A 12,633-nucleotide genomic window follows, 5' to 3' on the forward strand; every position below is an offset into this window, starting at 1 on the left:
TTGTCCATGTCCCAGACCAAATCCGCCAACTCGACCTTCAATCGGCCGGGAGCCGAACTGTGGACGGCGCTGGGCCTGGGGCTGACCCTGGCCTTCTTCCTGGCCAGCGGGATCGTTGCGTATCGCAACATCGAAGCGCTGCGGGCCAACAACCAGAAGATCCTGCATTCGACCAACGTGCTGATCTCGCTCGACGAGCTGCTGACGACGGCGCAGGACGCCGAAACCGGTCAACGCGGCTATCTGCTGACCGGCAACGATCGCTATCTGGAGCCCTATCAAACCGCGGTCGCGGCCGTCGGCTCGCGCCTGGAGACGACTGCGGCCCTGACACGGGACAACCCGAACCAGCAAACCAACATCGGCCTGCTGCGCAAGCATATCGACGCCAAGCTGGGCGAACTGGAAGAGACCATCACCATTCGCCGCGGCCAGGGCGCTCAGGCGGCGCTGTCGGTGGTGACCACCGACCGCGGCAAGGTCGAGATGGACGAGATCCGCAAGCAGCTCGACGTCATGCGACAGGAGGAGCATCGCCTCCGCCAGATCCGCCTGACGGAAATGGAGGCCGCCTACAGGACCGCCACGGTCAGCGGCGTCCTGTCGGGCATTCTCGGCGCAGCGCTGACCCTGGCGATCTTCGCGCTGATCCGGCGGGCTTCGCGCGCCAGGGCGAGGGAAGAATGGCTGCAAGCCGGCCAGGTCGGCCTGGCCAACGTGATGATGGGCGACAAGTCAGTCACCGAGCTCGCCGACGACATCCTGTCGTTCCTGGCCGGCTATCTCGGCTTCCAGGCCGGGGCGCTCTTCAAGGGCGAGGCAGGACACTTCTACCGCGCCGCGGCCCTGGGCATCCCGGCCGACGCCAAGACGCCCATGAGCTTCAACCTCAAGGAAGGCCTTCTGGGCAAGGTCGCGGCCGACGGCGCGCCGACTCTCATCCGCGACGTTCCCGAAGGCTATATGACCATCGGCTCGGCGCTGGGCCAGGACAAGCCGCGGCACCTGATGCTGGTGCCGACCCATGCCGACGAGACGGTGAACGCCGTCATCGAACTTGGCTTCCTGCATCCGGTCCACGACCAGGCGGTGGAGCTGCTGACCCAGGCCTCGACCTCGATCGGCATCGCCCTGCGCTCGGCCCGCTACCGTTCGGCCTTGCAAAGCGCCTTGGAGGAAACCCAGCGCCAAGCCGAGGAGCTTCAGGTCCAGAGCGAGGAACTGCGGGTCTCCAACGAAGAGCTCGAAGAACAAGGCCGCGCCCTCAAGGAATCCCAGACCCGCCTGGAGCAGCAGCAGGTCGAGCTGGAGCAGACCAACAGCCAGCTGGAAGAGCAGGCCCAGACCCTGGAGACCCAGCGCGACGAGCTGGAGCGCAGCACGGTCGCGGTGACCCTCAAGGCCCGCGAACTGGAACAGGCCAGCCAGTATAAGTCCGACTTCCTGGCCAACATGTCCCACGAACTGCGCACGCCGCTCAACTCGCTGCTGATCCTGTCCAAGCTGCTCAGCGACAATCCGAGCGACAACCTGACGGCCGAGCAAGTCCGTTTCGCCCAGACCATCGAAGCCTCGGGCAACGACCTGCTGACCTTGATCAACGACATCCTGGACCTGTCGAAGATCGAGGCTGGTCATATCGAGGTCCGTCCCGAGACGCTTGCGCTCAAGCGCATGACCGACGATCTGCGCCGACTGTTCCAGCCCGTCGCCGACGACCGCAAGCTGGGCTTCGAGGTCAAGGTCGCCAAGGATCTTCCGGCGCTGATCGAGACCGACCGCCAGCGCCTGGAGCAGATCCTCAAGAACCTGCTGTCCAACGCCTTCAAGTTCACCGAACAGGGCAAGGTCAAGCTGAGCATCGCGCGGTCGGGCGCCAGCGATATCGCCTTCTCGGTCACCGATACCGGCATCGGCGTGCCCCTGGACCAGCAGCAGAGCATCTTCGAGGCCTTCCGTCAGGCCGACGGCACCATCAGCCGCCGCTACGGCGGCACCGGCCTTGGCCTGTCGATCTCGCGTGAGCTCTCGCGCCTGCTTGGCGGTTCGATCGTCCTGGAGAGCCAGGCCGGCGAAGGCAGCACCTTCACCGTCACCATCCCGATTGCCTACGACGCGGCTCGGATCGCGCCCCGCGAACAGACTGCTTCCACCGAGCCGGCAAAAGCGCCCGCGTCCGAAGCGCGCGCCCCCCGCGCGCTGTTGGCGCTCCGCACCGTCGAGGACGACCGTGAAAACATCGCCGGCGCGCGCCGCGTCCTGCTGATCATCGAGGACGACGACCGCTTCGCCGCCATCGTCCGCGATCTGTCCCGCGAGATGGGCTTCCAGTGTCTGGTGGCCGCCACAGCCGAGGAAGCCCTGAAGCTGGCGCGCCAGTTCAAGCCCAGCGCCGTGGTTCTGGACGTCGGCCTGCCCGACGAGTCCGGCCTGATGGTCCTGGACCGCCTCAAGCGCGACGACACCACCCGGCACATACCGATCCACGTGATCTCGGCCAACGACCATAGCCAGACCGCCCTGTCGCTGGGCGCGATCGGCTACATGGTCAAGCCCGTCAAACGCGAGGTCCTGGCCGACGTGCTCAAGACCCTGGAAGCGAAGTTGACCAGCAGCGTGCGCCGCGTCCTGATCGTCGAGGACGACCCCGTCCAACGCGAGGCGGTCGGCAGGCTGCTGTCGTCGGGCGACGTCGAGACAGTCGGCGTCGGCACGGCGGCCGAGTGCCTGGCCATGCTCAAGCAGCAAACCTTCGACTGCATGGTGCTGGATCTGTCGCTGCCCGACGCCTCGGGCTTTACGCTGCTGGAAACGCTGAGCCAGGACGGCGACCATCCGTTCCCGCCGGTGATCGTCTATACCGGGCACGATCTCTCGGCCGACGACGAGCAGCGACTGCGCCGCTACTCCAGTTCGATCATCATCAAGGGCGCCAAATCGCCCGAGCGCCTGCTGGACGAGGTCTCGCTGTTCCTGCACCAGGTGGTCGCCGAGCTGCCGCCCGAGCAGCAGAAGATGATCCAGAAGGCGCGCAACCGCGATGCCGTGCTGGAAGGCCGCCGGGTGCTGATCGTCGAGGACGATATCCGCAACGTCTACTCGCTGACCAACGTCCTGGAGCCGCGCGGCGCCGTGGTCGACATCGCCCGCAACGGCCAGGAGGCGATCGACGCCCTGAACCGCTCGGCCGAGGATCCCGCCAAGGCCATCGATCTGGTGCTGATGGACGTGATGATGCCGGTGATGGACGGCCTGACCGCGGCCCGCAAGATCCGCGACGACGCCCGCTGGGGCAAGCTGCCGATCCTGATGCTGACCGCCAAGGCGATGCCTGATGACCAGGAGCGCTGCATCGAGGCCGGCGCCAACGACTACATGGCCAAGCCCATCGATGTGGACAAGCTGCTGTCGCTGGTCCGCGTCTGGATGCCGAGGTAGGCGTGGCCGAAGCGGTCGAAGACCTGGAGATCCAGCTGCTGCTGGAAGCGCTGTTTCAGCGCTATCACTATGACTTCCGCCACTACGCGCGGGCGTCGATCAAGCGGCGGCTGATCCAGGCCCGCATCCAACTGGGCTTTTCGACGATCTCGTCGATGCAGGACCGCGTGTTGCACGATCCGGCCATGCTGCCGCGCCTGCTCGACTATCTGACGGTCCAGGTCAGCGAGATGTTCCGAGACCCGTCCTATTTCCGGGCGCTGCGCGAGAAGGTCCTGCCACATCTGAGCACCTATCCGTCGCTCAAGGTCTGGATCGCCGGCAGCAGCACAGGCGAAGAGGTCTATTCCCTGGCCATCCTGTTCAAGGAGGAGGGCCTCTACGACCGGACGATCTTCTACGCGACCGATATCAATCCCGAGGCGCTGGCGGCTGCGCAGGCTGGCGTCTATGCGCTGGACCGGATCCGCAAGTTCACCGAGAACCACCAGAAGTCCGGCGGCCGGTCCTCGCTCTCAGACTACTACACCGCCGCCTATGGCCGGGCGGTGTTCGACAAGAGCCTGAAGGAGAATGTGGTCTTCTCCGACCACAGCCTGGTGACCGACGCCGTCTTCGCCGAGATGCACCTGATCTCGTGCCGCAACGTGATGATCTATTTCGACCGCCCGCTGCAGGATCGCGCCATCGGCCTCTTCCGCGACTCCTTGGCCCGCAAGGGGTTCCTGGGCCTGGGATCCAAGGAAAGCCTGCGCTTTTCCAGTCACGCAAAGGGCTTCTCCGAGTTCGTCGGCGGCGAGAAGATCTACCAGAGGCGCGAGGCATGACCGCGCCGTCTCCCTCAAGACCCCATACGGCCGTGGTGATTGGAGCTTCGGCGGGCGCCGTCCAGGCGCTGCTCGCCACCCTGCCCGCCCTTCCGGCCGACTTCAGCCTGCCGATCCTGGTGGTCGTCCACGTGCCGCCTGACCGCGACAACGCCCTAGCCTCTCTGCTGCAGGCCAAGTGCGCGCTGACCGTGAAGGAGGCCGAGGACAAGGAGCCTATCGCCGCGGGGACCATCTACTTCGCGCCAGCGGACTATCACCTGCTGGTCGAGGCCGGAGGCACCTTGGCGCTGTCCACCGATGAGCCGGTCAACTACTCGCGACCGTCGATCGACGTCTTGCTGGAAAGCGCCGCCGACGCCTACGGCGACGGACTGGTCGGTCTCGTCCTGACCGGCGCCAATCATGACGGCGCGGCAGGCTTGAAAGCTATCCACGACGCCGGCGGGATCGCCATTGTTCAGGACCCGACGGACGCCTACGCCGCCGTCATGCCACAAGCCGCGCTGGATGCATGCCCCGCCGCCACAACCATGAATCTCGATGCCATCGCATCGTACCTGTCGAGTTTGGGAAGCGCATGACGCCCGCGGACAAGCCGATCAACTTCCTCCTGGTCGACGATCTCGAGGAGAACCTGCTGGCCCTGGAAGCGCTGCTCCAGCGCGACGGCCTGACCTGCCTGAAGGCCCGGTCCGGCGAAGAAGCCCTGGAACTCTTGCTGGTGCACGAGGTGGCCCTGGCGCTGCTGGACGTCCAGATGCCGGGCATGGACGGCTTTGAACTGGCCGAGTTCATGCGGGGCAGCGAGCGCGCGCGCCACATCCCGATCATTTTCGTGACCGCTGGCGCAGCCAGCCCGCAGCGGCGTTTCCGCGGCTATGAGGCCGGCGCGGTCGACTTCATCCAGAAACCGATCGAGACCCATATCCTGCGCAGCAAGGCCAATGTGTTCTTCGATCTCTATCAGCAGCGCCAGCAGATCGAGACCCAGCGCGACGACCTGGAGGCGGCCGCCCACGCGCTGCGTCTAGCGGACCGACACAAGGACAACTTCCTGGCCGTGCTGGCCCATGAGCTTCGCAACCCCGTCGCGGCGCTGGCCGGCGGACTGCATCTGCTGAACAAGGACATCCCGCCAGAGCGCTCACAAGATATCCGCATGCGGATGGACCGCATGCTCGACCATCTGAGCCATCTGGTGGACGACCTGTTGGATGTCTCGCGCGTGAGCCAGGGCAAGATCGCGCTGAAGAAGACGCGCGTGGCGCTGGCCGAAGTGTTGCGGTCGGCGACCGAGGCCAGTCAGCACAATCTGGAAGCCGCCAGCCACACGTTCATCGCTGACATTCCCGAGACGCCGATCTGGCTGGACGCCGACCACACTCGCCTGGCGCAGATCGTCGCCAATCTGCTCAACAACGCCGCCAAGTACACGCCGCCGGGCGGCACCGTGTCGCTGAACGCTGCCGTGTCCGACGACGTGGTGGAGATCAGGGTGAGCGACAACGGCGTCGGCATCCCGCCCGAAATGCAGCCGAAGATCTTCGAGATCTTCGCCCAGGTCGAGGATCACCTGGGCAAGGCGCAAGGCGGCCTCGGCATCGGCCTGGCGCTGGTCAAGCAGTTGGTCGCGCTGCACGGCGGCGCCATTGCGGTGGACAGTTCGGGTGAAGGCCTGGGCAGCACGTTCACGGTGCGCCTGCCGATCACGCCGTAAGCGAGCCTGGCCGGCGACCTTTCCTGCGATTTCAGTCTGTGGAATAGGTGTCCGCATATTGAATAATGACACCGGTTGCACCGGCGTCGCGTGGAGGATTTCGCCCTTGTCTCGAGCCCCCTCCAGCCTCTCTCTGATCGCGCTTCTACTGGCCGGGGCCGCGATCACGGCCACCGCGCCTGCGCTCGCGGCTCCCGCCTCCCGGCCGATTGCGGCGACGTCCCAGATCCCGGCTCCCGAGACCGTGCTAGCCCGCCTCGTGCGCGCCAACGCCGCCCAGATGGCGGCCATGCGCGCCGAGCCGATCCCGGTAACCACCGGCGGCGCGGTGCGCGAGATGTCGTCCAACTGGGTCTCGGCCACCTACTATGTCGGCGCCGCGCGCCTGGCCCGCGTGACCCAGGACCAGGACACCCTGAAGTTCCTGACCGACGCGGCCGAGCACTACAACTACGCCCTGCGCGGCGCGAAATCCGGCAAGACCATGTTGAACGCCGACGAGATGGCGATCGGCGCGCTGTATCAAGAGCTCTATGCCCGTCGCGGGCAGGAGGGCGTGATCATGCCGCTACGGCAGCGCCTGGACTGGGCCCTGCCGCATCTGGCCCGCCTGCCCATCCCCGAGCATCTGGTCTGGTGGTGGAGCGACTCGCTCTTCATGGCCCCGCCGGTTCTGGCGCGGATGAGCGTGCTGGACGGCGACCGCAAGTACCTGGACGCCATGGACAAGCAGTGGTGGCGCACCTTCGCCCGCCTCTATGATCCGGACGAGAGCCTCTACTATCGCGACGAGCGCTTCATCGAGCGCCGCGACGAACAGGGCCGCAAGCTCTTCTGGTCGCGCGGCAACGGATGGGTGATGGGCGGCATGGCCCGCGTGCTGGAAGCGATGCCGGCCGACTACATCCAGCGCCCGCGCTATCTGATGGTCTTCCAGACCATGGCCAAACGGGTCGCGGGCCTGCAGCGCGCCGACGGCCTGTGGGCGTCCAGCCTGATGCAGCCGGAGAGTTTCCCGGAACCCGAGACCTCCGGTTCGGCCTTCTTCGTCTACGCCCTGGCCTGGGGGATCAATCACGGCGTCCTCGACCGCGCCACCTACCTGCCGGTGGTCCTCAAGGGCTGGAAGGGTCTGGAAGCCCAGGTGCTGCCCGACGGCATGATCGGCGCGGTGCAGAAAACCGGCGACCAGCCCGTGGCCACCGCCGCCGCGGACATCGGTCCGTACGGCACGGGCGCCTTCCTGCTGGCGGGCCTGGAGGTCATGAACCTCTCCAAGCCGGTCGCCGCCCTGCCCCTGGCCGAGCCGCCGCGAGACACGCCGGCATTCATCGCCGCCACGACTCCGACCCCGGCCCTGCCCCGCACCGTGCGCGGTCCCGAGGAAGAGATCCGCCACGCCACCGAGATGAAGGCCGTGGCCGCTCTGGCCTATGACCCGCTGATCGAGGGCCCAGGCCTGGCGCCGGCCAGGGCTCCAGCCGCCGCGCCGGGCCAGCCGACGCCGCCGAAGATGATCTTCCGCATGGCGCCGCCGCCCCCCGGCCAGGACCAGCCGCGCGCCACGGTCCGCTACGCCCCCGAGCGCTACGACGACATCCTGTGGGAGAACGACCGCACGGCCCACCGCATCTACGGCCCGGCCTTGGAGCAGTACGAGCCGCCCTCGACCTCGGGCATCGACGCCTGGGGCAAGAGCGTGCGCTACCCGTTCATGACCCGCCAGCTGCGCACCGGCGACCAGCACGCCTATCACGGCGAGGGCATCGACTATTACAACGTCAAGACCTGGCGCGGCGCCGGCGGCCTCGGCGTCTGGGACGACGGCAAGCTGTGGGTGTCGCGCAACTGGAAGGACTACAAGATCCTGAAGGACGGCCCCGACGTGGCCTCGTTCAAGGTCGACTACGCGCCCTGGAAAGTCGGTGAAAAGCGCGAGGTCTGGGAAAGCCGGACCGTCGCCCTGCCGATGGGCACGAACTTCACCCGGATGGTCTCGACCTTCGGCTCGAACGCCAAAGGCCCGATCACCGTGGCGATCGGCATCACCAAGAAGCCGACCGCCGATCGGCCCGGCGACTTCCAGGCCGACAAGGCCAAGGGCGCCTTCACGTTCTGGGACGTCACCGATCCCGACAAGGGCACAATGGGCCTGGCCCTGCTGGTCGACCCGCGCCAAATCGTCGACGTGGTCGAGACCGACAGCGACTGGCTGGTGCTGGTCAAGGTCACGCCCGGCAAGCCGTTCGTCTACTACATGGGCGCGGCCTGGGACAAAGGGTTGGACTTCCACGATCGCGGCGAGTGGGAAACCTACGTCCAGGCCCAGACGCCCGACTTCAATCCGGCGAGGAAGTAGCCATGGACCGTCGCGCCCTCTTCCAGCTCGGCCTTGCAGTCGTGTCCGCGCCGAGCCTGGCCCTGGCGGCCGGCAAGGCGATCCAGGCCAACGCCCACGGGGCGCGCGGCGACGGCAAGACGCTGAATACCAAGTCCATCCAGGCCGCCATCGACGCGGCGGCCAACGCCGGCGGTGTGGTGGCCTTCCAGCCGGGCGTCTATCTGACTGGGGCCCTCTTCCTGAAGTCGGGCGTCACCCTGCGGCTGGACAAGGGGGTGACCTTGCTGGGCTCGCAGAACCTGGCCGACTACCCCGAGCTGCCCACCCGCGTGGCCGGCATCGAGCTGACCTGGCCGGCGGCCCTGATCAATGTCTACAAGCAGAAGAACGTCCGCATCGTCGGCGACGGGACCATCGACGGCGATGGCAAGGTGTTCTGGGACAGCTACTGGGCGCTGCGCCGCAAGTACGATCCCAAGGGCCTGCGCTGGGCCGCCGACTACGACTGCAAGCGCCCGCGCCTGATCCAGGTGTTCGAGAGCGAGCAGGTCGAGCTGGCCGGACCGCGCCTGCGCCGCGCTGGCTTCTGGACGGTGCATGTCTGCTACTCGCACGACGTCCGCATCACCGACATCGAGATCCGCAACAACGAGGGCGGCCGCGGCCCGTCGACCGACGGCGTCGACATCGACTCCTCGCACGACGTGCTGGTCGAGCGGATCGACGTGGCCTGCAACGACGACGCCCTGTGCCTGAAGGCCGGCCGCGACGCCGACGGCCTGCGCGTGGCGCGACCGACCTACAACGTCGTCATCCGCGACTGCGTGGTCCGAGACGCCTCGGCCGGGATCACCTTTGGCAGTGAGACTTCCGGCGGCTTCCACGACATCAAGGTGTCGGGTCTGAAGGTCCACCACCCCACGCCCGTGGGCATCCTGTTCAAGTCGGCCCATACGCGCGGCGGGACAGTCTCGAACATCGACATCGCCGACATGCATCTGCAGGACGTCTTCACGGTGTTCCGCGTCAACCTGAACTGGAACCCGACCTACAGCTACGCCGAGATCCCGGCCGGCATGACCGACGTGCCGCCCTACTGGCGAGTGATGACGCAGGTCGTGCCGCCGGATCAGGGCCGCTGCCGCCTGCGCGATGTGCGGATCAAGGACATCAAGGCCATCGGCGCCAAGACCGCCTTCGAGGTCGCCGCCTTCTCCGACCTGCCGCTGGAGCGCTTCAGCTTCGACAACCTGGATCTGGACAGCCAGACCGGCGGCCGCATCGCCAACGCCCGCGACTGGCGCTTCACGCGCACGAAGATCGACACCCTGGACGGCAAGCCGCCCGAGGTTCTGGACTCCTCGGGCGTGACGGGCCTCTAAGCCGGCCTCAGGTCTTGGCGAGCTCGACCGCATAGACGTGGTTGGCGCCATGCATGTTCGAGGTGAAAACGATCCACTTCTGGTCCGGCGTGAAGGTCAGGTTGGGCTCCAGCCGGTAGTCGTGGGCCGACATGTCGACCAGCTTCTCGCTGGCCATCTTGTCCACGGTGATCAGTTCGTCCGTGTAGTACTGGGTGGCCGCGTCGCGAATGGTCTCGGGGCGGAAGGCGTAGATCCACTTGCCGTCCTTGGCGTGGGCGACCATGTCCTCGTCGCCGCCGTCGCCAGCGAACAGCAGCCCGTCCGGCGCGACGTTGTAGTGCACCGACCACTCGTTCTGCTCGACCCGGCGATACAGCTTCTTGCCCGTGGCCAACTCATGGCCGGCGATCCAGAACACCTGGCCGCGCGGGGTCTGCAGATCGTACCAGATCCACTTGCCGTCGGCCGAGAAGAACTCGTGACCGGCGATCTCGAAGTTCATGGTTCGGGTGTGGATCTTGGTCAGACCCGAACCATCGGACCGCACCGTCCAGATGCGGTCGACGCGGTGCCAGGGTCCCTCGTGGCAGAACATCACCAGCCCCGGATCGGTCGGCGAGAACTGGATGTGGCCCAGCCAGCGCACCGACTTGTGGACCACGGTGCGGACGCCGCTCTTCAGGTCGATGACGAAGATCTCGGCCGGCACATCGGTCTCGAAGCGCTCGGTCATCCGCACGCCCTTGGCCTTGGCGAAGGAGAGCGGCTTGCCGTCGGGACCGTTGGCCGCGTACTCGGCCTGGCCGAAGCGCTTGCGGTCGTCTTCGGTCTGGGGCTGCAGCGGCTTGGCGCCATACGACACGGAGCCGGCCAGCAGCGTGCCGTCGGCGTTGATCGAGTTGATCGCCCCGGCTGGGATCTGGGCGATCTTGCGGACCTTGCGAGTGTCGACGTCGATGGCCCAGATGGCCTTGGGACGGTCCGCGGCCAGCCCTTCGCCGGGCGCAGTGACCGAATAGAGCACGTCGCGCGAGTGGCGGGTGGTGAACAGCAGGTCCACGTCCGGCCCCTTGACCAGCAGGCTGACCTTGAAGGTCTTCAGATCGCACAGCCAGATGCCGGCGGCGCTCTTGAAGACCAGCTGGTCGCCCTGCGGCGTGTAGCCGTTCTGATGGAAATAGAGGCTTTGTGTCCCCGGCTGGGGCGACAGCCGCACGATGCGGTGGCCGGTCTTGGGATCGACCCAGTCGCGCGGCGGCTCAGCGCCCTTCTCCGCCGTCGACGCGGCCTGCCCGGAGGCCAGGGCCGGCGCGGTCATCGCCGTCGCCAGCGCCAGGGCGCCGCCGCCCAGGAAGTGACGCCGATGGGTCGAGGTCGTTGGGTTTCGCATGGAACGCATTCTACGATATGGGACCGGTACCCACATATTTTAACGGCGAGCGCGAATCTGCAACTCTGCGCCTCAGCAGCCGTCAGCGCTGGGGCGAGGAAAACGATGACGACGTGGCCAAGAACGCTGGTGCTCGCCGGACTGCTCTCCGGCCTTTCAGCCTCGGCCTTGGCCGAGACCGGCAGGACGCTGGCCTTCCCAGGCGCGGACGGCTTTGGCCGTTTCGCGGAGGGCGGTCGGGGCGGCAGGGTCATCAAGGTGACCAACCTCAATGACGCCGGCCCGGGCTCGCTGCGCGCGGCGGTCGAGGCGCATGGGCCGCGCATCGTGGTCTTCGAAGTCGGCGGCGTGATCCGCCTCAAGAGCGACCTGACGATCGCCAACGACCGCATCACCATCGCCGGTCAGACCGCGCCGGGCTATGGGATCACCCTGCGCGACGGCCAGTTCCTGATCGACGCCGACCACGTGATCGTGCGCTACCTGCGCTCACGGGTCGGCGACGAGGCCGGCAAGGAGCACGACTCGATCTCGATCGGCGGCGGTTCGGACATCATCCTCGACCACGTCTCGTCGGGCTGGTCGATCGACGAAAGCCTGTCGGTCACCCAGAAAGTCACGCCGCAGATCAAGCACCTGACCAACGTCACGGTGCAGTGGTCGCTGATCGCCGAGAGCCTGAACCACTCGATCCACGAGAAGGGCGACCACGGCTATGGCAGCCTGCTGCAGGGCTCGTACGGCGCCCGCTACAGCTTCCACCACAATCTCTGGGCCCATCACGAGGCGCGAATGCCGCGCATCGGCAACTACGCCAAGGCCGCCGACGATCCCGACGGCGTCACCTTGGATTTCCGCAACAACGTCTTCTACAACTGGGGCCCCGGGGCCACGACGGACTTCTACAATTGGGAGCCGGGCTTCAGCCAGGGCTGGGCGATGGACCCGTTCTACGGCCGCCCGGACAACGCCTCCCGGTTCGCCGCCGGCGAGGACCTGAACACCAACTCGACCACCCACTCAAACTTCGTGGCCAACTACTACATCCAGGGCGCCGACACCGGCGGTCCCCTGGCCCTCTACATTCGCAACAAGAGCGGCCTGGCCCACTTCGACGGCAACTGGATGGACGACAAGCTGGTCGCCGACCAGAAGAGCCTGGTCCTGGCCTCGCCCGCCGCCCCGGGCGAGCACGTCGTCGACCAGCCCTTCCCGTTCGGCGATGTCGCGACCCAGACCGCCCCCGACGCCTACAGGGCCGTGCTGGACAAGTCCGGCGCCTCGCGCAAGCGCGACCCGATCGACGCCCGGGTGGTCCAGAGCGTCATCGACCGCAAGGGCAGGATCATCAACAGCCAGAAGGATGTCGGCGGCTGGTTCCCGGCCGCCTCGTCCGCCGCGCCCAAGGACAGCGACGGCGACGGCATGCCCGACGGCTGGGAGAAGGCCCATGGCCTGAACCCGAAGGATCCCGCCGACGCCGCTTGGGACCGGGACGGCGACGGCTACACCAACATCGAAGAGTACGTGAACAGTCTGGCGTCCTAGACCCG

At 66.8% G+C, this 12,633-nt stretch carries 8 protein-coding genes; 7 read left to right on the forward strand and 1 reads right to left on the reverse strand.

Going from position 1 to position 12,633, the window contains the following annotated elements; all coding sequences use genetic code 11:
• Positions 1-6: 6 nt before the first annotated feature.
• From E1H18_RS15610 to E1H18_RS15635, 6 genes are all read left to right on the forward strand, one after another.
• Complete coding sequence (locus E1H18_RS15610; protein WP_172270014.1) at positions 7-3,438, forward strand: response regulator; 3,432 nt, start codon at positions 7-9, stop codon at positions 3,436-3,438.
• A gap of 2 nt (positions 3,439-3,440) precedes the next feature.
• A complete protein-coding gene (locus E1H18_RS15615; RefSeq protein WP_172270016.1) occupies positions 3,441-4,265 on the forward strand; it encodes a protein-glutamate O-methyltransferase CheR in 825 nt (274 codons plus the stop codon).
• Positions 4,262-4,849 carry a chemotaxis protein CheB gene (locus tag E1H18_RS15620; RefSeq protein ID WP_172270018.1) on the forward strand — a complete coding sequence of 196 codons (588 nt, stop codon included), beginning with the start codon at positions 4,262-4,264 and terminating at the stop codon, positions 4,847-4,849. Before E1H18_RS15615 ends, E1H18_RS15620 begins: the two co-directional genes overlap by 4 nt.
• Complete coding sequence (locus E1H18_RS15625; RefSeq protein ID WP_172270020.1) at positions 4,846-5,985, forward strand: hybrid sensor histidine kinase/response regulator; 1,140 nt, start codon at positions 4,846-4,848, stop codon at positions 5,983-5,985. Before E1H18_RS15620 ends, E1H18_RS15625 begins: the two co-directional genes overlap by 4 nt.
• A gap of 106 nt (positions 5,986-6,091) precedes the next feature.
• The gene (locus E1H18_RS15630) at positions 6,092-8,344 is read left to right on the forward strand and encodes a glycoside hydrolase family 88 protein (protein WP_194248034.1); all 2,253 of its coding nucleotides are present in this window, start codon (positions 6,092-6,094) and stop codon (positions 8,342-8,344) included.
• Between the two features lie 2 nt (positions 8,345-8,346).
• Complete coding sequence (locus E1H18_RS15635) at positions 8,347-9,708, forward strand: glycoside hydrolase family 28 protein (protein WP_172270022.1); 1,362 nt, start codon at positions 8,347-8,349, stop codon at positions 9,706-9,708.
• Positions 9,709-9,715: 7 nt separating this feature from the next.
• Here the strand turns inward: E1H18_RS15635 and E1H18_RS15640 are convergent, their stop codons facing one another.
• A complete protein-coding gene (locus tag E1H18_RS15640) occupies positions 9,716-11,080 on the reverse strand; it encodes an oligogalacturonate lyase family protein (protein WP_241736046.1) in 1,365 nt (454 codons plus the stop codon).
• A gap of 129 nt (positions 11,081-11,209) precedes the next feature.
• Between E1H18_RS15640 and E1H18_RS15645 the strand changes: the two genes are divergently transcribed.
• Entirely contained in the window at positions 11,210-12,628 is a 1,419-nt protein-coding gene (locus E1H18_RS15645; protein WP_370526528.1) for a pectate lyase, read from the forward strand.
• Positions 12,629-12,633 lie beyond the last annotated feature (5 nt).

It is taken from the genome of Caulobacter sp. RHG1 (assembly GCF_013181195.1).
Classification (GTDB): Bacteria; Pseudomonadota; Alphaproteobacteria; order Caulobacterales; family Caulobacteraceae; genus Caulobacter.

Excerpts from the sequence above, each read along its gene's own strand:
- E1H18_RS15610 (WP_172270014.1), top strand. The coding sequence starts at position 7 with ATGTCCCAGACCAAATCCGCCAACTCGACCTTCAATCGGCCGGGAGCC.
- E1H18_RS15620 (WP_172270018.1), top strand. The coding sequence starts at position 4,262 with ATGACCGCGCCGTCTCCCTCAAGACCCCATACGGCCGTGGTGATTGGA.
- E1H18_RS15625 (WP_172270020.1), top strand. The coding sequence starts at position 4,846 with ATGACGCCCGCGGACAAGCCGATCAACTTCCTCCTGGTCGACGATCTC.
- E1H18_RS15635 (WP_172270022.1), top strand. The coding sequence starts at position 8,347 with ATGGACCGTCGCGCCCTCTTCCAGCTCGGCCTTGCAGTCGTGTCCGCG.
- E1H18_RS15640 (WP_241736046.1), bottom strand. The coding sequence starts at position 11,080 with ATGCGAAACCCAACGACCTCGACCCATCGGCGTCACTTCCTGGGCGGC.